This window comes from Chelativorans salis (assembly GCF_025336525.1).
GTDB classification, from domain to species: Bacteria; Pseudomonadota; Alphaproteobacteria; order Rhizobiales; family Rhizobiaceae; genus Chelativorans; species Chelativorans salis.
The window spans coordinates 356,908-383,736 of sequence record NZ_JAOCZP010000001.1 but is presented as its reverse complement, the minus strand read 5'-3'; the positions used below and the strand labels follow the sequence as shown (position 1 = coordinate 383,736).

The following is a 26,829-nucleotide window of genomic DNA, read 5'->3' as shown; positions in this document are numbered from 1 at the left end:
CTACAGGTCCCGGACTTTGGCATCTGCGCTGAAGGATTTCGGGCGGCAAGGCGTATTCCGGCAAATCTCTATCCATCTCGTCGTATTATCAGTAGGCGGTGTTCTCAGGCACGGCCTGCAGGGAGCGCTTCGGTCACCGCGAGCCAAAGTCGGAGCGAAATGCTGGCCGGGCAAACTGCCTCATGTAATGGCAGGCAAGCTCGCTCCCATCGCATGGTCCACGATGTAGAGCCAGCGTCCGTCATCCTGACGACGAACGATCTCGGCCGAACTACCTGAGGCAATGGTCTGGCCCCCGTGTTCCAGCATCCAATCTGCCCGCAGCAAGGCGATATCCTCGAACACCAAGCAAAAGTTGTTGCGGGAGGTCATAGTGCCCGGTGCTTGGAGCAGCGCCGTCAGTTCGGCACGGATCGCCGCATGCCCGGTATGAGTCCGGCCGGTTTCATCAGCCCGGAGCTGGGCCCGCTGTTCATAGAGCGCCATCAAGTTCTCGATGTCGCGACTGTTGAAGGCGCGCGCGAAAGTCGGATTCATGTCTTCGGGTTTGGTAGCGGTGAACATGATGCCTCATCGGTTTGCATGGTCAGATGCAGGTACTTGAACATACGCGTGCGGTGCTCACCTAATGGGTAGCCACGCCGTATCCGCATGGGGGGTACTATCGCAGGGGAAACGAGCCATGGATAACACCACCACCATCACCGATATGGAGCGTCCCGGGCCACGACATGCGTGCGACTGTCCGGTCGAGGACTGGCTTGCCTTTCTGGGGCATCGCTGGTGCGCACTCATCCTGTGGCACCTAAAGGAAGGACCGCGCCGGTTCGGAGAATTAGAGGACCAGCTTGTTGGGGTGCGTCCGAAAGTATTGTCCGAACGATTGGATGACTTGACCGGGCGAGGGCTCATCGAGCGGATTGAAGAGGCGGGCTTCCCCCGGACCGTGCGATATGTGCTGACCGAGCGGGGGCGCAAGGTCGTCGTGATCCTCGACCAATTCGAGCTCTTGTGCCGGTCGTAGAGACGCGACAGGCGACGCTGCGTCCCATTTCCGTCATCGATCGAGCGCATGGCTGTTGTAGACGGTGCACGGGAATCGAGGCCGAAATATTATCGTACGATGCATCGTGCTTTCGTGCTCAGCCGTCTGGCGCCGATGAAGGGGCGGCGGGTCGATGGCGGCAGCCTGGCCCCCACGCTTCGGCGGGCGTGGTGACGATGGCGCGCGTCCCTCATCTACTTCGAGACAGCACGGGCAAGAACCGTCCTTTCCCAGCGGCACTCGGGAGCCCGGCAGATGGACACGAAGAAAGATTCCGGCAAAACACCCGCTGACCCGTTGCGCTGAATCGCTTCCTTCATTAAAGGCTCGCCATGAGTATCACGACCCATCCCGACACCGTCCTCATCGTCGACTTCGGCAGCCAGGTCACGCAGCTCATCGCGCGCCGCGTGCGCGAGGCCGGCGTCTACTCCGAGATCACGCCTTTCCAGTCCGCGGAGGAAGCGTTCAAGCGCCTCAAGCCCAAGGCGGTGATCCTGTCGGGCAGTCCCGCCTCGACCGTCGACATCGGTAGCCCCCGCGCACCCGACATCGTTTTCGAAACCGGCCTGCCGGTGCTCGGCATCTGCTACGGCGAGCAGACCATGTGCGCCCAGCTCGGCGGCAAGGTGGAGGGCAGCGACCACCGCGAGTTCGGCCGCGCCTTCCTGGAGGTCGAGGAGGATTGCGCGCTTTTCGAAGGCGTGTGGGCGCCCGGCACGCGCCACCAGGTGTGGATGAGCCACGGCGACCGGGTGACCGCCATCCCGCCAGGTTTCAAGGTGGTGGGAACGTCTTCCGGCGCGCCCTTTGCGGCGATCGCCGACGAAGCCCGCAAATATTACGGCGTCCAGTTCCATCCAGAAGTGGTGCACACGCCAGACGGCGCGAGGCTCCTTTCCAACTTCGTGCACAAGATTGCCGGCCTTGCCGGCGACTGGACGATGGCCGCCTATCGCGAGCAGGCGGTCGAGGCGATCCGCCGGCAGGTGGGCTCCGGCAAGGTGATCTGCGCGCTTTCGGGCGGCGTCGATTCCTCCGTCGCAGCCCTTCTCACCCACGAGGCCGTCGGGGAGCAGCTCACCTGCATCCTCGTCGACCACGGTCTGATGCGCAAGAACGAGGCCGCCGAAGTGGTGGAGATGTTCCGCGGCCATTACAATGTCCCGCTCATCCTCGTCGACGCCTCCGACCGTTTCATCGGTGCGCTCGAGGGCGAGGTGGATCCCGAGAAGAAGCGAAAGACTATCGGCCGCCTCTTCATCGAGGTCTTCGAGGACGAGGCGAAAAAGCTGGGCGGCGCGGACTTCCTTGTCCAGGGCACGCTATATCCAGACGTGATCGAGAGCGTCTCCTTCACCGGCGGCCCCTCCGTCACCATCAAATCGCACCACAATGTCGGCGGCCTGCCCGAGCGCATGAAGATGAGCCTGGTCGAGCCGCTGCGCGAGCTCTTCAAGGACGAGGTGCGGGCGCTGGGCAAGGAGCTCGGCCTGCCCGACCGTTTCATCGGCCGCCATCCCTTCCCCGGTCCCGGCCTCGCCATCCGCTGCCCCGGCGGCGTAACCCGTGAAAAGCTCGACATCCTGCGCGCGGCGGACGCGATCTACCTCGACGAGATCCGCAAAGCCGGCCTCTACGACGCCATCTGGCAAGCCTTCGCCGTCCTCCTTCCCGTGCAGACGGTCGGCGTCATGGGCGACGGCCGCACCTATGAATATGTCTGCGCGCTCCGCGCCGTCACCTCGGTCGACGGCATGACGGCCGACTTCTACCACTACGACATGGAATTCCTGGGCCGTGCCGCGACTCGTATCATCAACGAGGTAAAGGGCATCAACCGCGTCGTTTACGACGTGACGAGCAAGCCGCCGGGGACGATCGAGTGGGAGTGACCCGGCGTCCTTCAAGACGTTTCGCGGTCAATCGCAAAACTATCCTATCTAATTGAAATTAAACTAGAAAGCCATCGCTATCTATCGAGGCCTATCGCCTCAAAGCGAGACCATTTGACGGTAAGGCTGACGGTATTTGGATTTCCGCCAACGAGCCGCTTTTCAAATACCGTCGGCACCGCAGCGCCAAGCAATGCATCTATTTTTCACCTAACATGCTGATATTAAGGTGAAATGCGAACGGCTTGACGGTATTTCGTGTGACGGTAAAAATAGGCCATTCGACCGGGTGCTTGACGTCGAAAAGGCCTTTACGATGCTAACCGATCTCGCTCTTAAGAAACTGAAACCAAAAGAGAAATTGTATAAGCTGTCGGATCGTGACGGTATGTAGTTGTCGTGGCGCCATCGGGGTTGATTACCTTCCGGTACGACTACCGTCTCAACGATCGCCGCGAAACGTTGACCATGGGCGCTACGGTCCGGACGGCATCGGCCTGTCCGAAGCCCGAAACCGATGCACGGCCGCAAGGAAGCTGGTGGCGGAAGGGAATCCCCGGCTCTCGAGAAGCAGCGCAAGAAGCGGCGGCTGACACCTGCGGCGAGTTTCAAGGAGGTGGGCAGGCGCTGGCTGAGAGAGGCTCGCATGGCCGAGAGCACGCGATCCATGCGCAAGACGATCTTCGATCGCGATATCCTGCCGGCATGGAAGAACCGGCTGCTGACCGAGATCACGCCCGAGGATGTGCGGACGCTCTGTCACAAGGTGAAGGATCGCGGCGCGCCGGCGACTGCCATCCATGTCCGCGACATTATCAAGCAGGTTTACGGTTTCGCCATCGTGCCATGACTGGTCGTGCGGCCAAGCGCGGTTTCGCGTCCCGCCCGGGCGATGCCGAGAGCTGGATCAAGAAGGCAGAAGTGCGGCCGGGCGCTGGCAGACCTTGCAATCGATCTGGCGCCAGATGGTCTTCTTGCCGGCGAGGGCGCGTTCCCGATGAACGCGGGGTCTTGCCGCTCTTCGGGATTGGATGCGCAGATTGCGGTTCGCATGTCAGCTTGCACCCCGCAGCCCTGTTGCTTTCACGGCCTTGGCGGCAAGTTCAATGAACTGCCGGTACTCGGAGTCATCGAGACCGGGAAGGATCTCCCTCTGGAGCTGCACCACGACGGGAGTGACCGCAGCAAGGATGGCCTCGCCGTCGGACGTCAGCGTCAGTTCTCTGGCCCGCTTGTCCCTGCGGTTGACGGCGCGTTCGATCAATCCCTTCTGGCGCAGCCGGTCGACGACGGCGCCAGCTGTCGCGCGGTCCTTGGCGATCATATCGGCCAGACCGGCCTGATCTACGCCCGGACGATGCCGCAGCGCGTCGAGAGCCGCGAACTGGACCGGGGTCAGGTTGTGTCCAGCCTCCTGAACCCGCTGCATGAAAACCTGGGTAGAGAGTTGGTGCAGACGCCGGATGAAGTGGCCCGGCAGGTTCGAACTGACAGTGCCACTTTGCTCTCGCATCCGTCCTCGCGTCCCAAGATTGCCGTAGACACAAGGCCTAACACAAAAATGATGTGACGTCATATCGTTCTTGACGCAAGCGTAAGTGTGCGCATATGATAAGTCGTCTTATCAATGAGCCTCGGAGGAACCCCATCGTGCAGTACCACCTGAACGGCTTCCACCCAGGCGATCCCGAGGTGCTGCCGGCGGCACCCGGACACCAGGTGCCGGGCAGCAGCCTGCCTGAAGCGGTCGATGTTCTGATCGTTGGCAGTGGGCCCGCAGGCCTTACGCTCGCTGCACAGCTCGCGGCTTTTCCTGAAATCAGCACGCGCATCGTCGAGCGCCGGCCCGAGCCGCTGGAGCGGGGTCAGGCCGACGGCATCTCCTGCCGCTCAATGGAGATGTTCAACGCATTCGGCTTTGCGGAGAAGGTGCTGAAGCAGGGCTATTGGGTCAACGAGACGACCTTCTGGAAGCCAGATGCCGGGCGAACCGACCACATCGTTCGTAGCGGAAGGGTGCAGGATGTGGAGGACGGGCTGTCGGAAATGCCGCACGTCATCCTCAACCAGGCGCGCGTGCATGACATGTATCTCGAGGTGATGCGCAACGCGCCGTCGCGGCTGGAACCGGACTACGCGCTGCAGCTCGTGGATCTGGATGTCGACCCCGCTGGCGGCGACCATCCGGTCACGGTCAGGCTCGAGCCCGTCGGAGCCGACCAGGGTGACGAAGTGGTCACGTTGCGCGCGCGCTACGTGGTCGGTTGCGACGGCGCACGCAGCGCCGTGCGCAGGTCGATCGGCCTGACACTCAAGGGTGACTCCGCCAACCATGCCTGGGGTGTCATGGACGTGCTGGCCGTGACCGACTTCCCCGACATCCGTTTCAAGACGCTCATCCAGTCGGCTGGCGAGGGCAACATCATCATCATTCCGCGCGAGGGCGGATATCTCGTGCGGCTCTATATCGAACTCGACAAGCTGGCCGACGGCGAACGCGTCGCCAACCGCACCATCACCGTCGACCATCTGATCGCCGCCACACAACGCATCTTCCGCCCGTGGTCGATCGATGTGAAGGAGGTGGTGTGGTGGTCGGTCTACGAGATCGGCCAGCGCCTCACCGACAAGTTCGATGACGTGCCGCCGGCAGGGCGTTCGACGCGCCTGCCGCATGTCTTCATCGCAGGCGACGCCTGCCATACGCATAGCCCGAAGGCTGGCCAGGGGATGAACGTCTCGATGGGCGACGCCTTCAATCTTGGCTGGAAACTGGTATCGGTCCTGAGGGGCCTGTGCCCGCCCGATATCCTCCACAGTTATTCGGCCGAGCGGCGGGCGGTCGCGAAGGACCTGATCGAGTTCGACAAGGAATGGGCTCGCATCATAAGCGAACGCCCCAAGGACGGGGCGGCCGACAATGGGGACACGCCCAAGTTCCAGCGCTACTTCATCGAGCACGGCCGCTACACGGCAGGGATGTCGGTTCGCTACGCGCCCTCGGCACTGACGGGCGACGGGCAATGGCAGTCGCTCGCCTCCGGCTTCGAGATCGGTGCGCGCTTCCACTCCGCGCCGGTTATCCGGCTGGCTGACGGCAAGCCGATGGAGCTGGGCCATGTCGTGAAGGCCGACGCGCGTTGGCGCGTGTTCGCATTCTGCGGCGGCGGGGACGCAGCAGCGGAAGGCGGGGGCCTCATCGAACTCTGCCGTTTCCTATCGGAGTCCGAAGCTTCGCCGCTACGCCGGTTCACGCGCCGGGACGCGGACATCGATTCGGTCATCGATTTCCGCGCCGTGTTCCAGCAGCACTTCCGCGACCTGGCCATCGAACGCATGCCGGCGCTCCTGCGGCCGCGCAAGGGACGGCTTGGGCTGGTCGACTACGAAAAGATGTTCTGCGCCGACCTCAGTCAAGGCCGGGACATATTCGATCTCCGAGGCATCGATCGCGAGCCCGGTTGCCTCGTGGTGGTTCGTCCGGACCAGTACGTGGCGCACGTGCTGCCACTCGACGCGCACGACCAGCTGGCGGCCTTCTTCGACGGGTTTATGCTGCCGGCGGCGGGCAGGGATGCGATGCGCGAGCTCCAAGAGGTCTAAGGTGGAGCGCTCGATCACGGCCCGACGGCCGGGGGGTGGCCTTCGAGCTGCGCGGTGATCTCGTCGACCAAGAAGTCCACCAGCCGTTGCTGGAAGCTCGACAGCCTCTTGTTCGGCCGGCGCACGAAGTAGACCGGCACCTTCAGGCTCATGCCGGGGGTTTCGACCTCGCGCAGCAGGCTCGACTTCAGCTCGCCCCGCAGCGACGAGCGGAAGACGAAGGCGTATCCGGCGCCCGCTCGAACCGCCTGCTTGAGCGATTCCGCATGGCCGAACTCGAGGATGATGCTGCGCCGCCGTATGCCGTAGCGTTCGAGCAGGTTTTCCTCGATCTCGCGACGAGGCATGCCCCATTGGGCACTGACGAAGGGCAGGCCTGAGATGATGTCCGGCGTCGGCGGTCCTTCTAGCGCGGGAACGCGTTCGGAAGTGACGAGGATGAGGTCGTCGGACGCGATCGCCTCGGCATGGAGCCCCCGCATGTCTTGGCGCGGGTCTATGATTGTGAAGGAGAAGTCGCACGCTCCGCTATGGATGGCGTCCATGGCGGCCATCGGATTGTAGGATTGGACGGATATCTCTCCTAGCGGATGGGCGCGCTGGAATTCGGTGACCAGGGCCGGCAGGACATAGGAGCCGATCGTCATGGATGCTCCCACGGAAGCGCGGCCGACGACGCCCTTCTGGCTGTCCGAAATCTCGCGCTCGATCTCGCGCGTGCGGCTGACGAGATCGCGCGCCCAGCGATAGACCCGCTCGCCATCCTCGGTCAGCTCAATCCGCCGTCCAGCCTTAACGATGAGCGGGACGTCAAACTTGTCCGTCAGCGCCTTGATGTGCGCCGAGACGACCGGCTGCGTGATGTTCAGCTTCTGCGCCGCGCGCGAGAAGCCATTCAGCTCGACCACGGTGCAGAGCACTTCCAGTTTGTGGATCGATAGCTGGGAGACGAGCGACCGCATTGCATACCCTTAAGGCTATGAGTGAGGCCAAAATGTATATTGGAACCGCTATGCTAGGACAACCTATCCTCTGGCTCCGACAAGAGGAGGGAGAGCGTGACGGCAACTGGGATGAAAGAGGACTTCGTAGAGCACGTCGTGACGCAACTCGTGCAGGAGACTCCGGCAAATGGAGAAGTTGGCGTGACGGCAACTGCAATAAGGGATGACGTCGTCGAGCTCGCTGTGACACAGCTCGTGCTTGCCAACCGGATCCTTGCGCGTGAGAATATCATCGACGATTTCGGCCATGTCAGCATCCGGCACCCGCTTGATCCGGAGCGCTACTTCATCTCCCGCTCGCGCAGCCCCGCGAATGTGACACGCGGCGATATATTCGAATACACGCTGGATGGAGAACTCGTCGGCAACGATCCCCGCAGACCGTACGCCGAGCGCCACATCCACGGTGCCATCTACATGGATCGGCCAGACGTCAATTCGGTCACGCATCACCACGCGCGGTCCGTGGTCCCGTTCACGATGTCCGACGTCTCACTGAGGCCGATGTTCCACATGGCCAGCGTGATCGGCAAAGAATTCGGCCGCTGGGACAGCCAGGACGAATTCGGCGACACCAACATGCTCGTGGACACAATGGAGATGGGCCGCTCCCTGTCGGGCGCGCTGGGCGGGAATCGCGTCGCACTGCTGCGCGGCCATGGCTGCGTCTGCGCCGCGGAAAGCATCAAGGCCGTCATCATGATCTCGATCGGCCTGCGCGACAATGCGGAACTGATCCAGGTAACGCGGCAGCTAGGCGAGGTGAAATACCTGACAGACGGCGAGATCGATAAATCAAGCAAGATGCTCCTGGGCGACATGGCGCTCGACCGGGCCTGGGACTATTGGCTGGCGCGCGCGGGATTCGCGGGCCTCTAGCATCGCGGATCTGAGGAACAGCCATGGAAAGGGCGAAACGATTGTGGCCGGCGGCACCGGCATCATAGGGGCCGCAATTGCCGCTTTTGGCTCGAACGAGTGCGGCGGTTGAACCGTAAACTTTGGACGGGAGCAATGAGATGGCGAGACGATCGGTTCAAGCCACATGAAATGAAACCGAAAATGGGAGGATATGGAATGAAACCGTTGCTCAAAAAGCTGTTGGGATCGTTGGTGGTCGTCGCGGCGATGGCCGTTCCGGCCCTGGGCCAGTCGCTGGTCATGGGCGCTGGCCAGCAGGGCTCGCAAAACTATGGGGTCAATACCGCCTTGGCTGCGGTGCTCAGCGAGAGCGGACTCGATATCAATCTCGAATCCTATGGTGGGTCCGGATCAATTCTTCCGCTGCTCAACTCTGGTGAAATCGACCTGTGGGCAGGCGGTGCGCCTGACGTGACAGGCGCGATCGTGGGGGCTGAGTACTTCGGCGGGACGAAGATGGAAAACGTGCGGATCATCGCACGCCTGTTCTCGACGCCGATCGGTATCTTTGTGGCGGCGGATTCACCGATCAACTCGCCCGAGGATATCAAGGGCAAGACATTTGGTTGGGGATTCACGGCCCAGCCATCACTGAAAACTGATTCCGGCGCCATACTCGCCAATTTGGGCCTGAGCATCGACGATATGCAGCCGGTTCTGGTGCCCTCGGTCAGCGCAGGGGGCGATGAGTACATGGCCGGGAACATCGAAGTAGGCTTTTTTGCCCTGCGCGCCGGCAAGATGAAGGAAATTGACGCATCGGTTGGCGGCATCCGCTTCCTCAACCTCGACCCCAGCGACGAAGCGGTGGCGCGGCTCAAGGAAGTTTCGCCGACGTCGGAAATCATGCAGGTCGGGCCCGAAGATAATATCGTCGGCGTTTCGGAGGAGCTCAATGTCTACGCCTTCAACCAGGTGCTGTCCGTCAATGCCGATACGCCTGACGATGTCGTGGAAAAGATCATCCTGGCGCTCTACGAGAATCCGGACAAGGTTCGCGCCGCACGCATCAACCAGGATTTTGACCCGCAGAACATGGCGGACGACGTAACCGGTCTTCCCTGGCACCCGGCCGCACTCGAGGTCTATTCCAGGCTCGGTCTTCGTTGATCTCTTGAGGGCGGCCAGGCGCCGCCTTCATTTTTCCAGGGAAGCCGGAATATGTACCTGAAATCCTTAATGCAGGCGTCGTTGGTGATCGCTGCGGTAGGCTGGGCGCTGAATGTGCCGAGCCGACTGGGATTGGCGTTCTTCACCGAACAACTGCTTGCCGTTGCGCTCGGCCTTGCCGTCGCACTCGTTTTCCTGGATCAGGACAAGCCGTCACGACCGGTAATAGCGCGCTGGGCGTTCCGGGCCCTGGCGCTGGCGGCTGTCGGCCTGACAATCTATATCGCCTCGATCTTCGCAACCATCTCGGTGCAGATCGCCATGCGCCCGCTTGGGCTGTCCATGGTCACCGGGACGCTCATCGTGTTCACGGTTTCGGCCCTGTACCTTACTTCGGGTTTGGGGATATTCGCTGTCGTTACGGGCTTCATCGCCTATGCGTTCTTCGGTTACCTGTTGCCTGAACCGTTTGCGATCCGCGAATACGGTATACCGCGCGTCGCGCTCTACCTCGGGGGGGACCCGAACGGGATTCTGGGCGCGCCGCTCAAGGTCGCGATATCTATCGTTCTGCCCTATATCCTTTTCGGGCGGTTGCTCGTCCTGTTCGGCGGCGCGACGTTCTTCACCGACCTCGCCTCTTCTCTAATGGCGCGATTCCGTGGTGGAGAGGCCAAGGTCTCGATCCTGGCATCTGCGCTGTTCGGAACGGTTTCGGGTTCGGCCGTGGGCAATGTCGTATCCACCGGCGTCGTCACCATTCCGTTGATGGAACGTGCCGGATACCGGCCCAGGGAAGCGGGAGCCATCGAGGCGGTCGCCTCAACCGGCGGACAGCTGATGCCACCGGTCCTGGGGGCAACGGCGTTCCTGATGGCCGAGTTTCTGGCGATACCCTATTCAACTGTCGTCGCCGCCAGCATCATTCCCTGCTTCCTCTATTTCGGGTCGCTTTTTGTGCAGGTGGATCTTCTTGCCGGCAAGCGTCGGTTGAATGCCGAAGCATCGCAGGAAATCCCGAATTTCGGCAAGACGTTCGCCGAGGGCTGGCACTTCCTATTGCCGTTCGGGGCGATCTTCTTCGGCCTGTTCCAGCTGAATATGCGTCCCGAAGTCGCTGCGCTTTCGGCGATCGTGGTGCTGCTCGCCGTAGGCTTCTTCCGCGGTTACAGGGGCAAGCGCCCGGGATTGGGGACAATTGTGCGCGGGTTTGTCGAAACCGGAGATGCCAGCAAGGAAATCCTGGTCATCACGGCCGCGGCGGGGATCGTGATCGGGGTGCTCAACCTGACCGGCATATCTTTCAGCATCACCCAGGGCCTGATTTCGATAACGGGTGGAAGTGTCGTGCTGCTGCTGCTGGCGGCGGCGGCCCTCAATATCATCCTCGGCATGGGAATGCCGACGGTGGGCGTCTACGTTCTGTTGGCGACGCTTATCGGACCGCCGTTGGTCGAAGTGGGGATAGAACCCGTCGCTGCGCACATGTTCATTCTCTATTTCGGCCTGCTGTCGATGGTGACGCCACCTGTGGCGCTCGCCTCCTTTGCCGCGGCGAATATCGCGAAGGCGGACCCTTGGCGCACGTCGTGGACGTCGATGCGCTTTGCCTGGGTGGCGTATATCGTGCCGTTCCTGTTTGTCGCAGCCCCCGAGCTTCTGATGCGCGGGGAGTCCGCTCTGGAGACCCTCCATGCGTCGATTTCGGCGGTGGTCGGCATATTCGCGGTATTGGTAGGCGCCGTGGGATTTCTGCGTCGGAACCTCGGGTATTTGTCCCGCCTTGCGTGTATTGCAGGCGGTATCGCCTGCATGATCCCCGGAAGCCTGTTCCCTATGGCGATCCTGGTCGAGGCGGCCGGATTCATCGTGGTTCTGCTGGGATTGGCGGGGCAGTTTGGCCCGGCCGCGCGAGCGGCGGACGCCAAGGCGTAGGGGCACATGCATATCTTTGACACAGGGCCGGGGACGCCGCGGTCCGAGCGTACGGCGGACGTTTTCCAACCGGGCCCACGGTGCCGGCGACCGTCATGTGAGGAGGGCAGACCTTGAGAGCCATCGTTTCGCAAAAACAGCTGTTGATCGGCGGAGAGCTGGTCAGAAGCTCCGGCGACGACTGGATCACGTCCGTGGATCCCGCCACGGAAGAACCGATCGGCATGATCCCCAACGGGACGGCCGAAGATGTGGATAGAGCCTTCCAGGCCGCGGACCGGGCCTGGCCCGAATGGGCGCAACGTGCGCCTATGGAACGCGCCGAAATCTTGCATCGATTTGCCGACGCGATTGCCGAGCGGGCCGAGGAAATCCTGCATATGGAGGTGCAGGACACCGGTAACACGATCCGTCCCATGCGCCAGATCGACGTCCCGACGAGCGTGGAGAGCCTGAGATACTATGCGGGGCTGGCGCCCGACCTGCGTGGCGAGACGATCCCGGCGACCACGCAAAACCTCCACGTCGTCACCCGTGAACCCTATGGCGTGGTCGGACGCATCGCGCCCTTCAACCACCCGTTCATGTTTGCGGTGGCCCGTACGGCCGCAGCGCTTGCCGCGGGCAACGCGGTGCTCGTCAAGCCGCCCGAGACTTCGTCGCTTTCGGCGATGATCCTGGCCGAACTGGCGCGCGACCATCTGCCGGCCGGCGTGTTCAATATCGTGACCGGCGACGGCGCCGGAGTCGGCAATGCCATTGCACGCCATCCGGGCATCAAGCGCATCGCCTTTATCGGGTCTCCAACGACCGGTCGCGCGATCCAGCGCGCGGCGGCCGAGGTCACGGTCAAGCATGTCTCGCTGGAGTTGGGCGGAAAGAACCCGATGGTCGTCTTCCCCGACTGCGACCCTGAAATGATCGCCCAGGCAGCCATTTTCGGCATGAACCTTTCCTGGCAGGGGCAGTCGTGCGGATCGCTGTCGCGGTTGCTGGTTCATGAAGCGATCTATGACAAGGTCGTCGCGGCGCTCACCGAACGGGTGGCATCATTGAAGCTGGGCAACCCGCTTTCGGACGACACCGATGTCGGGCCGGTGAACTCGGCCGGACACAGGGACCGCATTCTGAGCCATATCGCCGCCGCCGACAAGGACGGCGCGCGCCGCCTGCTTGGCGGCGGCCGTCCTGATGGAGCGGCTTTCGACAAGGGTTTTTGGCTGGAGCCGACGGTCTATGCCGACGTCGAACCGCATATGCATCTGTGGCAACGCGAAGTCTTCGGCCCCGTCATGGCCATCGGCAAGTGGAAGACATTCGACGAGGCCGCCGAGATGGCCAACAGCACTGAGTACGGCCTTACGGCGGCGGTCTGGACCCATGACATAGATGACGCGTTGAACATGGCGCGGCGCATTCGATCCGGACACATCTGGATCAACGGATCGAGCATGCATTTCCTCGGCGTGCCTTTTGGTGGCATGAGCACCAGCGGTGTCGGCCGCGAAGAGGGGCGCGAGGAGCTGCTGTCTTACACGGAAGTGAAATCCATCAACATCATGCTGAGGCCGAACGTGGATGAATGAGATGAGACGCCCCGAATGGGGGTCCGACACTTTTGCGGCGGCTCTGGACAAGCTCGATCTGAAGTACATAGCTCTCAATCCAGGCGCCAGCTTTCGCGGGCTGCACGACAGCCTGGTGAACTTCACGTCCGAGTGTCGGATGCTGCTGTGTATCCACGAGGAAACGGCGGTTTCGATTGCGCAGGGCTGGGCCAAGGTGACCGGGCGCGCCATGGGTGTTGCGCTGCACTCCAATGTGGGGCTGCTGCATGCCTCCATGAGCATCTTCAATGCCTGGTGCGACCGCATGCCGATGCTCATTATCGGGGCGATGGGGCCCGTCGATGCGATGAAGCGTCGTCCCTGGATCGACTGGGTTCACACTTCGCAGGATCAGGGGGCGTTGATCCGCGATTTCGTCAAGTGGGATGACCAGCCGGGCAGCGTCGGCGCGGCCTGCCAGGCCCTGGCCGAAGGGGCGGCCCGGGCGCAGACTGCGCCTTGCGGACCGGTTTATGTCAATCTCGATAGCGCTCTGCAGGAGCAAGAACTTGCAACCCCGGTCGCGCAACCCGACTTTGCCCGCCTGAAGCCCGCTCCGGCCTCCAAGCCCGACCCGGCCCTGGTGCGAGACGCGGCGGCGATGCTTTCTGCGGCGAAGGCGCCGGTGATCCTGATGGGCCGGCTGTCGCACTCCGATGCCACATGGGAGCGGCGCGTGGCGCTGGCCGAACATCTCGGCGCGCGCGTGATCACCGACTTCAAGGCTGCCGCCAGTTTTCCGACCGCGCATCCTGCGATCGCGGGTACTGCCGGCTATTTTCCTGATCCGATCGCCCGCGAGGCGATCGGCAATGCGGATGTTGTCCTCAATCTCGGCTGGATCGATTTTGCGGGAACGATGCGCGCTGTTTACGGGGACCGTCCCGTGCCGGCCGGTCTCATATCGGCGTCGAACGACGCGGCGATGCAGCGGGGCTGGGTGCGCGACAGCGGTGCGCTGGCGCCTGCCGACATCGCCTTTCAATGTGCGCCGGACGATCTAGTGGAAGCCCTGACTGGCGAGATGAAGGTCGCTGCAGCCGCCTTTAAGGGCGGAATCTTGCCGATCCCGGCGGTCGAAGAGGGGCCACTATCGCCGCAGGACATCGCGGCCCTGCTTCGAGAGGCCCTGCAGGGCCGCAAGACCTGCCTCATGCGCGGGCCGCTCAGCTGGACCGGCGCCGATTGGCCGGTCGAGGGGCCACTCGACGCCCTGGGGGCCGATGGCGGCGGCGGCATCGGTTCGGGCCCTGGCATGGCCGTGGGCGCAGCGCTTGCCCTGCGGGACCACCATCCCGACCGATTCCCGCTTGCAGTTCTCGGAGACGGCGATTTCCTGATGAATGCCTCGGCGCTCTGGACGGCGGCAAACCAAAAGATTCCGATGCTGATTGTCGTCGTGAACAACCACTCATTCTACAACGACGAGGTTCATCAGGAGACCGTCGCCCGAGTCCGAGGCAGACCTGTCGAGAACAAGACCGTGGGGATCGAGCTAATCGGTCCTGACATCGGCATCGCCGGTATCGCCCAAGGGTTCGGCGCTGAATGCCAGGGCCGTCTCACGGCTGCGACGGAGGTCCGTGCCGCACTTCAGAAGGCGATCGCCACCGTAGATCTGGGCGGCGTGGCATTGGTCGAGATCGAGGCGACCAAGGGTTACGCGCCTTCGATGGTCAAGGTGCTTCAGTCCGAATCGTAGGCGTAGGGCCGATTTGGCGGCCAAGATGTGGACATCCGGATTCAATGTATCTTTGAAACGAGATTGTCGCGGCCATGGATGGCGACCCCAATGGAGACTGTGACGAAAGATCATATCGAGCGAAGAGAAAAATCTATCGGATGCAGCCATTGCAGATTTGGTCTTGGCCAACCGAATACTCTCGCATGAAGGCATTATCGACAGTTTCGGGCATGTCAACGTGCGCCATCCGCTTCACAAGGACCGGTATCTTCTGTCCAGGTCGCGCAGCCCCGCGAACTTGACCCGGGGCGACATCATGGAATTCACACAGGACGGAGAAAAGATCGGCGACGATCCGCGTTCGCCCTACAAGGAGAGGCACATTCACGGTGCGATCTACAAGGATCGTCCGGACGTGAACGCGGTGACGCATCACCATGCCCGTCCGATCATCCCGTTCACGATGAACAAGGTTTCGCTGCGGCCCATGTTTCACATGGCGGCCGTCATCAGAAAGGAAATCCCGACCTGGGACAGCCAGGATGAATTCGGCGACACCCACATGCTGCTCGACAGCATGGAGATGGGCCATTCATTATCGAAGGTACTGGGGCAGAACAGCGTCGCGCTTTTGCGCGGGCATGGTTGCGTCTGCGTTGCCCAGAACCTCAACGCCGTATGCCTTGTTTCGATGGGAGCGAGGGACAATGCGGAGCCGGTCCACCAGACCATGCAGATCGGTGAGGTCACTGCGCTGACGGATGGCGAGATCGACATGGCCTCGGAGCTGCTGTTGAACGACATGGCTCTGGCAAGGGCCTGGGATTACTGGATTGCCCGAGCGGGCTTTGCCGGCCTTTGACCCTCCGGCGGCCGACCGCGAAAGCAGCGATAGTCACGAAAAAGAGACGGCCAAAATGGACTACCGTAATAAAATCGATGATTTGGAGCAGTGAGCTGAGGGTGGGCAGATCAGGGTCAGGAATTGACCGGTCTTTGTCGCAGACCGCGTTGATCGGCGACTATTTCGCCGGCGAGGCCAGAAGCGCGCTGACCGGATTGCAGATCTCGGCGCGGAACTTTGGTGGGTTGCTGTTCATCTTGCTGGCCGGCTGGGTTGCGGCGATCTCGCCTCGTTACCCCTTTGCCGTCTATGGGCTGGCGCTGCTGGTGCTGCCGCTGATGTGGAAGGTGATTGTCGAGCCGCACCGTGTCTTGCCAGATCGGGAAAACCCTCCGGCAGTAGGCGCCGGAGAGCCGCCCGCCTGGCGTTTACTGTTCTTCGGGTTAGTTTTTCTCCAGGCGCTGACGAACATGTTCTTCTTCATCATGCCAACTCAGCTGCCGTTCTATTTCGACGCCCGGGGCTACGACAGCGCCATAATGACGGGCTTGACCCTGAGCGTGCTGATGCTCACCGGCGGGTGCCTCGCGCTGCTCTACTCTCGAATTCAGCGCACCATCGGCTATGCCCGTGTCTTCGCCTTGGGATATGCCGCCATGGCTGCTGGTTTCCTACTGCTGATTCTGCCGCAGGCCACGTTGCTGAGCTTCGCCGGCGCTGCGTTGATCGGGGCTGGTTATGCGGTGGTCTCGCCCAGTTTCGTCGCAATAACGCTCAATCTCGCGCCGCCGCAGCGACGAGGCCTTGCAGGCGGCGTCCTGACGGCATCGGTCTTCATTGGACAGTTCTGCTCGCCGTTACTCAGCACGCCAATGATCTTAGGCCTTGGGTTCGATGGATTGTTCCTCTGCGCGACTCTCGTTTTGGCAGGCATGGCCTTAGTTGCATTGACGGGCAGTGTAACGCGCTCGAGCTAGGCACCTTGGGGGCCGTTTGCCGCCTGTCAGGTTCTGGCCGGAAAAACTGATTAAGCCGCCGTTCGGCTGGCGACATCCAAGTCTGTCGTTCAGAGTGCGCCCTGCTGCGCCAGAAAGCAGACGCTGCTCGCCGTGTTCATGGCGCTGCTGTTCCGAGCGCTGCGGCCAGCACGTCGGCCAGGCCGCGCCCGGCGCTGCCGTCCTCATCAAGGTGTGGATTGTAGATGGTGATTTCGAGGCCGACTGCCTTGCCGCTCGCAAAGGCAACCCGGAGCGCGGCCCTTAGCTCGTCCCACGACAACCCGCCCGGCACGCGGAAATCGACAGCCGGCATGATGGCGTCGTCGAGGCAGTCAGCGTCGAGGTGGATGAAGAAGCCGTCCAGTTCCTCACGCGTCAGGTGGTCGACCGCTTCGCGCGCGGCGGCCTCGATGCCCGTCGCGCGCACGGCGGGGAGGTCAAGCGCCTTGAGCTCTTCGGGGAGCGGCTGGCTTCCGTACTCCTCCTGATCCTTGTGATCGCGATACGCGAACGCGACAGCGTCTTCAGGGCGGACCAAAGGACCGCGACCCTCGATGTCGGTCAGGAGCGACGGGCCGTAGCCGGTGACGAAGGCGAGGTCCATCGAGGCGCCTTCGCCGTTGGGTTCCGCCGCGGGCTGGAAGAAATCGGCGTTGCCGTCGATGAAGAACAGGCCGTAGCGGCCGCGCCGTCGAAATGCGAGCATCGAGCCCAGCACGATCGTGCAATCGCCCCCCAGCACTACCGGAAACTCGCCCGCGTCAAGCACCGCTTCCACCGCGTCGGCAAGCTTGGGCGACCACGCAGCAATGGCCCTGGCGTTCAGGGTGCCGGTCTCGGCATCGGGCGTCGGGTCCTTCGGAGGCACCGCCAGCCGCTCGGCGCGGCGCGCATGTATGCGCTCCGCAAGACCGAGGTCCAGGAGCTGGTCGGGCAAGCGCTCCACACCGGCGGTCGCCAGGCCCAGCGTGGTAGGGGCCTCGAGAATTGCATAGGTTCGGGTCAGCATTGGCGGGTCCGTCAGCGACTATTTTGCGGAGTAAGTCACTGCCTCGATTTTGTGGCCGTCTGGATCGCGGACGAACGCCCCATAATAGTTGGCATCGTAATCCGGCCGCAGTCCCGGAGCGCCATCGTCGCTGCCACCATGTTTCAATGCTGCTGCGTAAAATCGATCGACCATCGAACGGTCCTCGACGGCAAAGGCGATATGAGTACATTGCCCACGGTCGCAGGTTTCCCATCAATCGGAACCTGAACGCTGAAGTGAAACGTGCCGCTGCCGTAACCCAGTCCACCGTCGTCCTCGGCCATCGGCAATATGCCGATTATGGGCAAGACAGCATCGTAGAAACGCTTTGACCGTTCAACGTCATTTGTCCCAACCGAGACATGGTGGATCACAACGACCTCCCGTTCCGACCTTGTTCCGTAACGGCAGCTTCCGGTCATTGTTCCCTCAAAGCCGACAGCCGTTTACCCACCCGTGACGGCCCCTCGGTAGCCCGAGAGGCCACCATGTTCAGATTTCCGTTCCCTCCGCGAGAGCTGCGTCCTACACGTCCACGCCAAGATACCGAACGGTATTTTCGATGTTGGTGTGACCGAGCAGGATCTGCACCGCTCGCAAATTCCCGGTGGCCTTATAGATGATCGAAGCCTTGATTCGCCGAAGCGAGTGTCTGCCATATTCCTCACGGCGCAGTCCAATCGCCGAGGCCCATTCATCGACCAGGCGGGCATACTGCCGCGTGCTCATGGGGCCAGAACGAATGATCCTGCTCATGTGCCTTTCCCTATCGAGGAAGAAGCGGATCACCCAGATCTGACGCTGTTCAGTGGCTTCTTGACACCGACCCTTCAACCGGCGTTCCAAGCCGGGCGTCCCAGTGACTTCGGATCGTATTGTGCAATACCCGCAGGCTTTGCGCCTATCCGAACAGGAGGTCGTCGAGAAGATCATGCTGGGCGTGACGGTCGATAAAACCTTCACGACCATCGAGGATGTCGCCGAAATCGCGCTGCTCTTCGCCGCCTTCCCCACGAATGCGCTGACGGGGCAGTCGATGGTTGTAAGCCACGGTTGGAACATGAGCTGACATCACGCCCGCGAGATCGCAACGGCAGCTGGGCATTGATGCGGCTCCGCGCAGCACGCGTTCATGAGGCTATGCCGTCTGCCTGCCGGGGCCTTTGGATCGTCGCGGGTCATCACGTGAACGGTCCAGCGATGGTGCATCGCGATTTTACGCCATTGGCGAACGGCGGGTGCTTTCACGCGCCATCACTTCGAACCCCAGGTCGACCACCGGATTGTCGGGCCGCCTCCCCTCGATCGCAGAGATCAGCATGGCCACCGCGTCCTGCCCCATTCCGCTGCGGTGGGTGCGGACGCTCGTCAGCGACGGCCATGCGGTCTGCATCATCTCCAGATCGTTGAAGCCGCAGATGCCGAGGGCGCCCGGAATGGGAATGCGGCGGCGTTGCGCCTCGAACAGCGTTCCAAGTGCAATGTCATCATTATTGCAGAAAACCGCATCGGCGTCCGGCCGCCGCGCGAGGAGATCGCCGAGCAGATGCGCGCCCAGTGAGATGGATGAGGACTGCGGTGTCGTGACGACAAGGCTCTCGTCGTGAAGCCCCGCCTGCTCGAGCGCCTGACGGTAGCCCTGTAGCCGGCGCTGTGTGCGCGGGTCCATGCGGGCGCCAAGAAAGGCAATCCGGCTGTAGCCTGCGGCGATCAGGTGTTCGACCGCCGCCCGGGCGGCGTCGAGGTGCGAAAAGCCGACCATCATGTCGACCGGATCCGGTCCCGTCTCCATTATCTGCACGACCGGACAATCGGCGGTCTCCAAAAGCGTTCGCGCCGTGCGCGACTGGTCGATGCCGGACACGATCAGACCGGCAGGCCGCTGGCTGAGGAAGGTCAAAAGCAGCTTTTCCTCTTCCATCGCCGAATAGCGCGTATTGCCGAGCTGGAGTTGGAAGCGAGTGCCGTGTATGGCATCATAGATGCCGCGCAGCACGTCGGAGAAGACATTGTTGGTGACCGATGGGATGAGCGCGCCGATGACGTTTGTACGCTTCGATGCGAGAGCCTGGGCGGCGAGATTAGGCACGTAGCCGAGATCCGCGACCGCCTTTTCGATACGCGCAAGCGCGTCATCGGAAACCACCGACGGGTTGCGCAGCGCCCGCGAGACTGTGATAGCGCTCACATCGGCAGCTGCGGCAACGTCGGACAGCGTCACTTTTCCCGATCTGCGAGGCTTTCTCATCGCTTCTCCCAACCGGTTCGATCTATAGTTCGGCGCATCGGCGTTGACAATGTTAGCGCTATCATGTTTGAAAGGCGACGGGAGGAATGCCAGACGGTGTCTGATCTCGATAAAATTCACGATCCTGCGCCTTCACGGTTTTTCGTGTTCATGGGGGTGTGCGGCGTCGGCAAGTCGACCGTCGCGCGCGCCGTGGCCGACGCGTTGTCCGGAACCTTTATCGAAGGGGACGCGCTGCACTCCCGAGAGAATGTGAAGGCGATGGCCGAAGGCCGGCCGTTGACGGACGAGGAACGCTGGCCTTGGCTCGATGCCGTTTGCGAGGCTGCCCGAAGCGCGCCGCCGAGCGAGCCCGTCACGATCGCCTGCTCGGCCCTGAAGAAGGGTTATCGGGACTTCATGCGCGCTCACCTGCCCGAACCGATTTTCCTGCATCTGGAGGGCCCGGAAGACGTGATCCGTGACCGCATGGCGCGGCGCCAATCCCATTTCATGTCTCCGGCCATGCTCGCCAGCCAACTCTCGATCCTGGAACCACCGTCAGCGGGACCGGCTTGCCATATTTTGGATGTCCGCGTCTCCCAGGATGAGGTGATCGCGCAAGCGATCTCGATCTGCAGGCGGCATTTCCCAGCCGCCCAACCGCAGGGTGCCATGCCTGGCGCCGACCAAGAGCAATATCAGCACCAAAGGAGGAAACACTGATGTTCAGAACCGCTGCAAAACTCTCCGTCACGATCCTTGCGACGACAATTCTGGCAGGCGCATCGCTGGCGCAGGAATATTCGTTCAAGTTCCAGTCGAGCGACCCGGCCGGCAATCCCAACTTCGAGCTGCAGAAGGGTTGGACGGAAAGCGTCAGGGAAGCCACCGACGGCAAGGTGCAGATCGAGCTTCTGCCGGTCGGCTCCATCGTCGAGCACCAGGAAACCCAGGACGCGATCGCCGCCGGCATTCTCGACGGCCATATCACCGACACGTCCTACTTTGCCGGAAAGGACCCTGCTTTCGGCCTTATCGCCAACCCGGTCGGCGCATGGTCGGCTCCCCAGCAGATGTTCGACTTCATCAACGAAGGCGGCGGCAAGGAACTGATGAACGAGATTGTCGAGCCGTACGGCCTTCATTTCATCGGCGCCACCACGCCGGGGCTGGAAGCGTTCGTTTCGGCTAAGCCGCTCGAAGGCGTCGACGACCTGAAGGGGCTGAAGTTGCGCGCGCCGGAAGGTCTCGTGCAGCAGGTCTTCGCGGCCGCCGGCGCAGCGCCAGTCAACTTGCCGGGCTCGGAAGTGTTCACCTCACTCGACAAGGGCGTCATCGACGCGGCGGACTACTCCGTCTTCTCGACCAACCAGGCCCAGGGCCTGCACGACGTGGCGCCGCATCCGGTCTATCCGGGCTTCCACTCGATGCCGCTCGTGGAGATCTCCATGAACAAGGAAAAGTGGGATGCTCTTCCCGCCGATATCCAGGAGACGCTCGAGCAGACGGTGCGTGAATTCGCGCAGCACCAGGTGGAAGTTCTCGCACAGAAGGACGAGGAAGCGGTCGCCGAGGCGAAGGAAAGCGGCGAGGTCACCGTCCACAACTGGTCGGACGAGGAGCGCGCCAAGTTCCGCTCGATCGCGATCAGCGAATGGGAAAAGGTTGCAAGCCGCTCTGAGAATGCGAAGAAGGTCTATGACCAGCTTACCGCATATCTGAAGGAAAAAGGCCTCGTTCAGTAACTGCGACTTCGTCGGCGGGTTCGCCCGCCGACGTTCCACGGGAGATCCTGATGGCGGACAGCAAGCAACCCATTAGAGGGACCGGTGAGGCCGTCGAGCTGGAAGTCGGCGAGATCAGAGGCGCCGTTCCGGAGGCCGGTATGCTCGGGCGCTGGATCGACCGCGGCGGCATCATCTTCGCCACAGGCTTCCTCGTTTCGATGGCGATTCTGATCTTCGAGATCTTCATGAGGTATGTGCTCACAGCGCCGACATTGTGGGCGCATGAGACGACGATCTTTCTCTGCGCGATCGCCTTTGTCTACGGCGGCCTATACACCGCCTCCCATGATCGGCATATCCGTGTCGTGCTGATCTATGACGCCGTCGGGCCGAGGGCCCGGAAGGTCCTCAACCTTTTGATATCGCTCGTATGCTTCTGTTCGGCGGCCTTCTTCGCCTATGCGTCCTGGGTGATGGTCCAGCGCGCGGTCTGGGCGCCGGGCGGGGAGATCCGATTCGAGCGGACAGGCAGCGCGTGGAACCCGCCGACACCCGCACTCCTCAAGCTCTTCCTCCTCGCGACCCTGATCGTGATGTGCATCCAGTTTCTCATCCTTTTCTACAATTACGCCCGGCGCAGATAGCCCTCCATGCTCGACCTTTCCGCACTTGGGATCGAATACGGCACGCTTGTGATGTTCGCCATGCTGCTCGGCATGCTGCTGACCGGCATGCCGCTCGCATTCGTCACGTTGTTCGTCGCGCTTTTCTTTGCGCTCGGCTGGTTCGGTCCCATGGCCGTGCCGCTGATTACCAGCCGCGTCTATTCGTTCGTGTCGTCGTTCGTCTTCGTCTCTGTGCCGATGTTCGTCCTCATGGCGGCGATCCTCGACCGCTCCGGCATCGCGCGCGACCTGTTCGACGCGATGCGCCTTGTCGGCGGGCGGCTGCGCGGTGGTGTGGCGATCCAGACCATCTTCGTTGCCGTCATCCTCGCCGCGATGAGCGGGATCGTGGGCGGCGAGATCGTGCTCCTCGGGCTGATCGCCCTGCCGCAGATGCTGCGGCTGGGCTATGACAAAAGCCTGGCGATCGGCGTGGTGTGCGCTGGCGGTGCGCTCGGCACCATGGTGCCGCCGTCCATCGTTCTGATCATCTACGGCCTGACGGCGAATGTCTCGATCGGCGACCTCTTCACCTCGGCTTTCATTCCCGGCTTCATGTTGGCCGGCTTCTATGTCGCCTACGTGCTGATCCGCTCCTATCTCAACCCATCCATCGCCCCGATCCCGGAAGAAGACGAGGGATCGCGCGGCGAGAGACTGCAGCTCCTCAAGGGGCTCATCCTGCCGATCATGGTGGTCATTTTCGTGCTGGGCTCCATCTATGGCGGCATCGCCTCGGTTACGGAGGCCTCCGCCGTCGGCGTTGCCGGGGTGATGCTGTCGACAGCGATCCGGCGCGAGCTTTCCATCGAGCTCCTCAAGGGCGCAGTGCTTCAAACGCTTGCGACATGCGGCATGATCGTGTGGATCGGCATCGGTGCGAGCGCGCTTGTCGGCGTCTTCAATCTTATGGGCGGCATCAACTTTGTCAGCACGCTCATAACGGGGATCTCGGATAATCCGACGATCGTCCTGCTTTTCATGATGCTGATCCTGTTCGTCCTTGGCATGTTCCTCGACTGGGTTGGCATCGCGCTTCTGACCATGCCCATCTTCGTGCCGATTATCATCTCCCTTGGCTACGATCCGGTGTGGTTCGGCGTGTTGTTCTGCATGAACATGCAGGTCTCGTTCCTGTCGCCGCCCTTCGGTCCGGCCGCCTTCTATCTGAAGAGCGTTGCGCCGGAAGACATCTCTCTGGCTGACATCTTCTTGGCGCTGCTGCCGTTCATCGGGCTGCAGATCATAGCAGTCGGCATGCTTATCGCCTTCCCCGGCATCACGGGACGCTAGTCGCCATGAAGATCGACCGCATAGAGACAATCCGCCTGGCTGAGTTCGCCAACCCCGTCTGGGTGCTCATTCACACGGACGAAGGCCTGACCGGGCTCGGCGAGACCTACTTCGGGGCTTCGGCGGTGGAAGCCTATGTGCACGATTGGTGCGCGCCCTGGCTGCTTGGGAAAGACCCGCTGGCGCTCCAGGCGCGCATGAACGAGATGACGGACTATCTGGGCTGGCGCGGGGCCGGCGTGGAGATGCGCGCCTATTCGGCGATCGATATCGCTCTGTGGGACCTCCGCCAAAGCCCATGGCAAGCCCCTCGCCAATATTCTCGGCGGCCGTTCCCGCGGCTCCATCCGGACCTACAACACCTGCGCGGGCTACAAATATGTCCGCGACGGGCGCGCCCAGTCGGTCGCCAAACTGGCATGTCGGCGACGCGGACGGTCCCTATGAGGATCTCGAAGCATTCCTGACCGATGCCGGCGCGCTGGCGAAATCGCTTCTGGCCGACGGCATCACTGCCATGAAAATCTGGCCCTTCGATATTGCCGCTGAGCGCTCCGGCGGCTAGGACATCACGCCCGAGGAACTGCGGACCGCGCTTCGCCCGTTCGAGCAGATCCGCAAGGCGGTGGGCGATGAGATGGACATCATGGTCGAGTTCCATTCGCTCTGGTCACTGCCGATGGCGAAGAAGCTTGCCCATGAACTCGCGCCCTTCAACACCTACTGGCACGAGGATCCCTTCCGGCTCGACAATGTTGGAGACCTGAAGGGATATGGCGCGTGTACGCGGGCGCGGGTCTGCGCCTCCGAAACGCTGGCCGGCGTCCATGCATTCCGCGACTATTTCGAGACCGGGGCGGCAGGTGTGGCCATGCTCGACCTTTCCTGGTGCGGCGGCATAACCGTTGCACGCAAGATCGCGGGCATGGCGGAAGCCTGGAAGGTGCCCGTCGCCCCGCATGACTGCACCGGACCGGTCGTCTACGGGGCCTCGAGCCACCTTTCGTTGCACCTGCCCAACGCCCTGATTCAGGAATCTGTGCGTGCGTTCTACACGGGATGGTACCGTGAAATCGCGGAAGGCCTGCCGGTCGCCGGGCGAGAGGACTACTCCAGCCGGGTGACAAGCGGCTAGCGCAGCACCTATTGCCCAAGGACAATCCAGACCGGCGCATGGTCGTTTGCCCCTTCGGCGCTGGCGACGGCGAGGGCGAACCTGTGTTTCGCTTTCGGGTATTTCTTGCCGGTGAATTCGAAGAAAGCGCTAGCCGGAATGAGGCTGCGTTTGCTGTTTGTGAAGGTTCGTCCCTCCGAACGGAATTGAACACTGGTCCGCCCTTGAGGCCCGATGGCGGGAAGCTGAAATTCACCGATGCCAGTTCGATGTCCTTGCCGGCGGTGCGCATGACCGGTGCCATGTCGTTAATGCGGACGTCGTCGTCGCTTTCGCGAAGGTCGAGTTCGGACTGATGGGTGGGGATGCCAAGCTCGAGCGCCTGCATCATCTTGCAGTATTCCACCCACTTCACATGCTGTTCGTAAGCATTGCACATGCCTCAACTTACGGCAGATCCGGCGATCTTTCGAGAGGCGGAGGAGGCCTCGCCGCGCTATCATCCAGACTTTGCTCGCGCTACGGCACAGGTTGACCGGGAACCTTTCGCGACCTTCTGTTCTCTCGCAACGCACTACGCCAATGCGCCCCATTTCAGCGGCCACCAGCCGCGCTACCTAAGGTTGCGCTCGGCCCGACTACCCGATTTGCGGTGCATGGCCGCTCCGGAATCTCACTGGCGATTGCCCGCGAGAAGTGCCTGGATGCCAGGCGAGCCCTAGCGGAAGGACACTCGCCAGCGCAGGAAAAGCAGAAGCGACAGCTGCGAGAAGCCAAAAGCTTCGGGCAGTTCGGCACGCGCTGGTTCGAGGAAGCGAGGATGGCCGACAGCACCCGGGCCATGCGCCGGGCGATCTTCGATCGCGACATCCTTCCGGCTTTCAAGAACCGTCTGCTCACGGAAGTGGGACCAGAAGACATCCGGCTGTTGTGCGCCAAGGTCAAGGATCGCGGAGCGCCGGCGACGGCCATTCACGTGCGCGACATCATCAAACAGGTGTTCGCGTTCGCGATCCTCCATGGAGAGAAGGTAAAGAATCCCGCAGATAAGGTGGGGCCATCTTCGATCGCTGGCGCGGCTATCCTGTCGACCATCTGGCGCGAGAACCGGAACAAGCGGAACCGACTGGTCGACAACTGGATCGAGATGTCACGAGGCCTTGTCGGATCCTGACCCGGGGGGAGGATCCGACAAGCTTTGGCATCGAGGGCGCCGCAGATGCCGCGCCCTGCGTTGGTTGTTGACCTTTACGGCCAGGAGCGCTCGCCTTCGGCAACCTGAGCGCTGATTTCGAGAGTGTCGGCATTGGCGAAATCCGGGTAGACTTCGTTCAGGGCCGCGATCAGTTCTGCCGAATTGTCGGCGGCGGCCGAAGCGGCCTCGAAGGCGCGCAGGTATTCCCGGGTGAAGTAGAGGCTGCTGGTGTCTTCGGCGCTCTTACCCATGTAGTGGCCGGGGATCAGGCGCTCGGGGTTCAGTTCCAGCATCTGGTCCAGCGTTGCACGCCATGCGTCGCGGCTTTCCAGCGTCTGGCTGTCGGCCGTCCAAACATGCAGGTTCTCGAAAACCGAGACACCCCCCAGCACGGTCTTGGCGGCAGGCACCCAGAGGAAGGTATGCGCCGGATCGTGGCCGTCCAGACCGACGATATTGACCGGTTCGCCATCGACCGTCAGCGTATCGCCTTCCAGCACATCGGGGACGATCAACTCACCCGGGGCATTGTCGCCCAGGATCGGGCCCCAGAATTCGTTCTTGAGCTCGATAGTGGCTTCGATGCCCTTCACACTTTCCGGCGTGGCAACGATTTTGACATCGGGGAAGTTGGCCTTGATCTCATCTAGCCCGAAATAGAAGTCCGGGTCCTTGTGGCTGATATAAACGGTGATCAGCGTCTTGCCGCTATCCTGGATCATCTTGACCAGGTCCTGCGCGTCGTCCTTTTCGAACTGGGCGTCGACAAGGATCACTTCGGTCGGACCCTCGATCAGGCTTGAAGTGACGGCAAACAGGCTGTCTGCGCCCGGGTTGTAGGCGGTGATCTTGAGATCGGCGGCCAATGCGGCGCCCGATGTCAGCGCCAAGGCCGATATGGTGGTCAGGAACGTTTTCATGGGGTTCTC

General features: G+C 62.1%; 23 protein-coding genes and 6 pseudogenes. 20 read left to right on the top strand and 9 right to left on the bottom strand.

Annotated elements, in window-relative coordinates; translation table 11 throughout:
* Positions 1 to 180 precede the first annotated feature (180 nt).
* Positions 181 to 564, bottom strand: a complete 384-nt coding sequence (locus N5A92_RS01890) for a YybH family protein (RefSeq protein ID WP_260900117.1) — start codon at positions 562 to 564, stop codon at positions 181 to 183.
* 118 nt (positions 565 to 682) lie between these two features.
* Here N5A92_RS01890 and N5A92_RS01885 point away from each other — a divergent pair, with 118 nt between their 5' ends.
* The 3 genes and pseudogenes from N5A92_RS01885 to N5A92_RS01875 form a co-directional block, all read left to right on the top strand.
* Positions 683 to 1,024: a winged helix-turn-helix transcriptional regulator gene (locus N5A92_RS01885; protein ID WP_260900116.1), complete on the top strand. Its 342-nt coding sequence runs from the start codon at positions 683 to 685 to the stop codon at positions 1,022 to 1,024.
* 353 nt (positions 1,025 to 1,377) lie between these two features.
* Entirely contained in the window at positions 1,378 to 2,940 is a 1,563-nt protein-coding gene (gene guaA, locus N5A92_RS01880) for a glutamine-hydrolyzing GMP synthase (protein ID WP_260900115.1), read from the top strand.
* Positions 2,941 to 3,256: 316 nt separating this feature from the next.
* Positions 3,257 to 3,784, top strand: a pseudogene (locus N5A92_RS01875) (tyrosine-type recombinase/integrase); the annotation flags it as partial.
* A gap of 210 nt (positions 3,785 to 3,994) precedes the next feature.
* On the opposite strand, the gene N5A92_RS01870 reads toward N5A92_RS01875, so the two are convergent.
* Entirely contained in the window at positions 3,995 to 4,453 is a 459-nt protein-coding gene (locus tag N5A92_RS01870) for a MarR family winged helix-turn-helix transcriptional regulator (RefSeq protein ID WP_260900114.1), read from the bottom strand.
* Positions 4,454 to 4,590: 137 nt separating this feature from the next.
* On the opposite strand from N5A92_RS01870, the gene N5A92_RS01865 reads away from it, so the two are divergent.
* On the top strand, positions 4,591 to 6,543 hold the full coding sequence (locus N5A92_RS01865; protein WP_260900113.1) for an FAD-binding monooxygenase: 1,953 nt from the start codon (positions 4,591 to 4,593) through the stop codon (positions 6,541 to 6,543).
* A 14-nt stretch (positions 6,544 to 6,557) separates the two neighbouring features.
* Here N5A92_RS01865 and N5A92_RS01860 read toward each other — a convergent pair whose 3' ends face one another.
* Positions 6,558 to 7,505 carry a LysR family transcriptional regulator gene (locus N5A92_RS01860; RefSeq protein WP_260900112.1) on the bottom strand — a complete coding sequence of 316 codons (948 nt, stop codon included), beginning with the start codon at positions 7,503 to 7,505 and terminating at the stop codon, positions 6,558 to 6,560.
* Between the two features lie 96 nt (positions 7,506 to 7,601).
* Here N5A92_RS01860 and N5A92_RS01855 point away from each other — a divergent pair, with 96 nt between their 5' ends.
* The 7 genes from N5A92_RS01855 (at position 7,602) to N5A92_RS01825 (ending at position 16,625) form a co-directional block, all read left to right on the top strand.
* Positions 7,602 to 8,426, top strand: coding sequence for a class II aldolase/adducin family protein (locus N5A92_RS01855; protein WP_260900111.1), 825 nt, complete (start codon positions 7,602 to 7,604; stop codon positions 8,424 to 8,426).
* 198 nt (positions 8,427 to 8,624) lie between these two features.
* Positions 8,625 to 9,578, top strand: coding sequence for a TAXI family TRAP transporter solute-binding subunit (locus N5A92_RS01850; RefSeq protein ID WP_260900110.1), 954 nt, complete (start codon positions 8,625 to 8,627; stop codon positions 9,576 to 9,578).
* Between the two features lie 51 nt (positions 9,579 to 9,629).
* Entirely contained in the window at positions 9,630 to 11,513 is a 1,884-nt protein-coding gene (locus N5A92_RS01845) for a TRAP transporter permease (RefSeq protein WP_260900109.1), read from the top strand.
* 113 nt (positions 11,514 to 11,626) lie between these two features.
* Complete coding sequence (locus N5A92_RS01840; protein ID WP_260900108.1) at positions 11,627 to 13,099, top strand: aldehyde dehydrogenase family protein; 1,473 nt, start codon at positions 11,627 to 11,629, stop codon at positions 13,097 to 13,099.
* A gap of 1 nt (position 13,100) precedes the next feature.
* Entirely contained in the window at positions 13,101 to 14,822 is a 1,722-nt protein-coding gene (locus N5A92_RS01835; RefSeq protein WP_260900107.1) for a thiamine pyrophosphate-binding protein, read from the top strand.
* Between the two features lie 157 nt (positions 14,823 to 14,979).
* On the top strand, positions 14,980 to 15,666 hold the full coding sequence (locus N5A92_RS01830) for a class II aldolase/adducin family protein (RefSeq protein WP_313958374.1): 687 nt from the start codon (positions 14,980 to 14,982) through the stop codon (positions 15,664 to 15,666).
* Positions 15,667 to 15,800: 134 nt separating this feature from the next.
* On the top strand, positions 15,801 to 16,625 hold the full coding sequence (locus N5A92_RS01825) for an MFS transporter (RefSeq protein ID WP_260900104.1): 825 nt from the start codon (positions 15,801 to 15,803) through the stop codon (positions 16,623 to 16,625).
* A 136-nt stretch (positions 16,626 to 16,761) separates the two neighbouring features.
* Here N5A92_RS01825 and N5A92_RS01820 read toward each other — a convergent pair whose 3' ends face one another.
* The 3 genes and pseudogenes from N5A92_RS01820 to N5A92_RS27380 form a co-directional block, all read right to left on the bottom strand.
* Positions 16,762 to 17,655 carry an arginase family protein gene (locus N5A92_RS01820; RefSeq protein WP_260900103.1) on the bottom strand — a complete coding sequence of 298 codons (894 nt, stop codon included), beginning with the start codon at positions 17,653 to 17,655 and terminating at the stop codon, positions 16,762 to 16,764.
* A gap of 18 nt (positions 17,656 to 17,673) precedes the next feature.
* A pseudogene (locus N5A92_RS01815) lies at positions 17,674 to 18,050 on the bottom strand (VOC family protein).
* Positions 18,051 to 18,201: 151 nt separating this feature from the next.
* Positions 18,202 to 18,402 (bottom strand): annotated as a pseudogene (locus tag N5A92_RS27380) (tyrosine-type recombinase/integrase); the annotation flags it as partial.
* A gap of 169 nt (positions 18,403 to 18,571) precedes the next feature.
* Here N5A92_RS27380 and N5A92_RS01805 point away from each other — a divergent pair.
* Positions 18,572 to 18,745, top strand: a pseudogene (locus N5A92_RS01805) (3-hydroxybutyrate dehydrogenase); the annotation flags it as partial.
* A 147-nt stretch (positions 18,746 to 18,892) separates the two neighbouring features.
* On the opposite strand, the gene gntR reads toward N5A92_RS01805, so the two are convergent.
* On the bottom strand, positions 18,893 to 19,924 hold the full coding sequence (gene gntR, locus N5A92_RS01800) for an HTH-type transcriptional regulator GntR (RefSeq protein ID WP_260900102.1): 1,032 nt from the start codon (positions 19,922 to 19,924) through the stop codon (positions 18,893 to 18,895).
* Between the two features lie 96 nt (positions 19,925 to 20,020).
* Between gntR and N5A92_RS01795 the strand changes: the two genes are divergently transcribed.
* The 7 genes from N5A92_RS01795 to N5A92_RS01765 are packed head-to-tail and all read left to right on the top strand — an operon-like array spanning position 20,021 to position 24,726.
* A complete protein-coding gene (locus tag N5A92_RS01795; RefSeq protein WP_260900101.1) occupies positions 20,021 to 20,629 on the top strand; it encodes a gluconokinase in 609 nt (202 codons plus the stop codon).
* Complete coding sequence (locus N5A92_RS01790) at positions 20,629 to 21,651, top strand: TRAP transporter substrate-binding protein (protein ID WP_260900100.1); 1,023 nt, start codon at positions 20,629 to 20,631, stop codon at positions 21,649 to 21,651. The genes N5A92_RS01795 and N5A92_RS01790 overlap by 1 nt, the downstream gene beginning before the upstream one ends.
* A 50-nt stretch (positions 21,652 to 21,701) precedes the next feature.
* The gene (locus N5A92_RS01785; RefSeq protein WP_260900099.1) at positions 21,702 to 22,277 is read left to right on the top strand and encodes a TRAP transporter small permease subunit; all 576 of its coding nucleotides are present in this window, start codon (positions 21,702 to 21,704) and stop codon (positions 22,275 to 22,277) included.
* A 6-nt stretch (positions 22,278 to 22,283) separates the two neighbouring features.
* Complete coding sequence (locus N5A92_RS01780) at positions 22,284 to 23,591, top strand: TRAP transporter large permease (protein WP_260900098.1); 1,308 nt, start codon at positions 22,284 to 22,286, stop codon at positions 23,589 to 23,591.
* A gap of 5 nt (positions 23,592 to 23,596) precedes the next feature.
* On the top strand, positions 23,597 to 24,058 hold the full coding sequence (locus tag N5A92_RS01775) for an enolase-like domain-containing protein (protein WP_260900097.1): 462 nt from the start codon (positions 23,597 to 23,599) through the stop codon (positions 24,056 to 24,058).
* Complete coding sequence (locus N5A92_RS01770) at positions 23,971 to 24,156, top strand: hypothetical protein (protein WP_260901020.1); 186 nt, start codon at positions 23,971 to 23,973, stop codon at positions 24,154 to 24,156. The genes N5A92_RS01775 and N5A92_RS01770 overlap by 88 nt, the downstream gene beginning before the upstream one ends.
* 60 nt (positions 24,157 to 24,216) lie before the next feature.
* Positions 24,217 to 24,726, top strand: coding sequence for an enolase C-terminal domain-like protein (locus N5A92_RS01765; RefSeq protein ID WP_260900096.1), 510 nt, complete (start codon positions 24,217 to 24,219; stop codon positions 24,724 to 24,726).
* A gap of 71 nt (positions 24,727 to 24,797) precedes the next feature.
* Here N5A92_RS01765 and N5A92_RS01760 read toward each other — a convergent pair.
* A pseudogene (locus N5A92_RS01760) lies at positions 24,798 to 25,144 on the bottom strand (SOS response-associated peptidase family protein); the annotation flags it as partial.
* Between the two features lie 222 nt (positions 25,145 to 25,366).
* Here N5A92_RS01760 and N5A92_RS01755 point away from each other — a divergent pair.
* Positions 25,367 to 25,777, top strand: a pseudogene (locus N5A92_RS01755) (tyrosine-type recombinase/integrase); the annotation flags it as partial.
* A gap of 176 nt (positions 25,778 to 25,953) precedes the next feature.
* Here N5A92_RS01755 and N5A92_RS01750 read toward each other — a convergent pair.
* Positions 25,954 to 26,820, bottom strand: coding sequence for an MBL fold metallo-hydrolase (locus N5A92_RS01750; protein WP_260900095.1), 867 nt, complete (start codon positions 26,818 to 26,820; stop codon positions 25,954 to 25,956).
* Positions 26,821 to 26,829 lie beyond the last annotated feature (9 nt).

What these genes read in the sequence shown, in the direction of transcription:
- N5A92_RS01850 (WP_260900110.1), top strand. Translation starts at nt 8,625, where the DNA reads ATGAAACCGTTGCTCAAAAAGCTGTTGGGATCGTTGGTGGTCGTCGCG.
- gntR (WP_260900102.1), bottom strand. Translation starts at nt 19,924, where the DNA reads ATGAGAAAGCCTCGCAGATCGGGAAAAGTGACGCTGTCCGACGTTGCC.
- N5A92_RS01785 (WP_260900099.1), top strand. Translation starts at nt 21,702, where the DNA reads ATGGCGGACAGCAAGCAACCCATTAGAGGGACCGGTGAGGCCGTCGAG.
- N5A92_RS01790 (WP_260900100.1), top strand. Translation starts at nt 20,629, where the DNA reads ATGTTCAGAACCGCTGCAAAACTCTCCGTCACGATCCTTGCGACGACA.
- N5A92_RS01780 (WP_260900098.1), top strand. Translation starts at nt 22,284, where the DNA reads ATGCTCGACCTTTCCGCACTTGGGATCGAATACGGCACGCTTGTGATG.
- N5A92_RS01890 (WP_260900117.1), bottom strand. Translation starts at nt 564, where the DNA reads ATGTTCACCGCTACCAAACCCGAAGACATGAATCCGACTTTCGCGCGC.
- N5A92_RS01750 (WP_260900095.1), bottom strand. Translation starts at nt 26,820, where the DNA reads ATGAAAACGTTCCTGACCACCATATCGGCCTTGGCGCTGACATCGGGC.
- N5A92_RS01845 (WP_260900109.1), top strand. Translation starts at nt 9,630, where the DNA reads ATGTACCTGAAATCCTTAATGCAGGCGTCGTTGGTGATCGCTGCGGTA.
- N5A92_RS01870 (WP_260900114.1), bottom strand. Translation starts at nt 4,453, where the DNA reads ATGCGAGAGCAAAGTGGCACTGTCAGTTCGAACCTGCCGGGCCACTTC.
- N5A92_RS01775 (WP_260900097.1), top strand. Translation starts at nt 23,597, where the DNA reads ATGAAGATCGACCGCATAGAGACAATCCGCCTGGCTGAGTTCGCCAAC.
- guaA (WP_260900115.1), top strand. Translation starts at nt 1,378, where the DNA reads ATGAGTATCACGACCCATCCCGACACCGTCCTCATCGTCGACTTCGGC.
- N5A92_RS01860 (WP_260900112.1), bottom strand. Translation starts at nt 7,505, where the DNA reads ATGCGGTCGCTCGTCTCCCAGCTATCGATCCACAAACTGGAAGTGCTC.
- N5A92_RS01885 (WP_260900116.1), top strand. Translation starts at nt 683, where the DNA reads ATGGATAACACCACCACCATCACCGATATGGAGCGTCCCGGGCCACGA.
- N5A92_RS01820 (WP_260900103.1), bottom strand. Translation starts at nt 17,655, where the DNA reads ATGCTGACCCGAACCTATGCAATTCTCGAGGCCCCTACCACGCTGGGC.
- N5A92_RS01835 (WP_260900107.1), top strand. Translation starts at nt 13,101, where the DNA reads ATGAGACGCCCCGAATGGGGGTCCGACACTTTTGCGGCGGCTCTGGAC.
- N5A92_RS01770 (WP_260901020.1), top strand. Translation starts at nt 23,971, where the DNA reads ATGTCCGCGACGGGCGCGCCCAGTCGGTCGCCAAACTGGCATGTCGGC.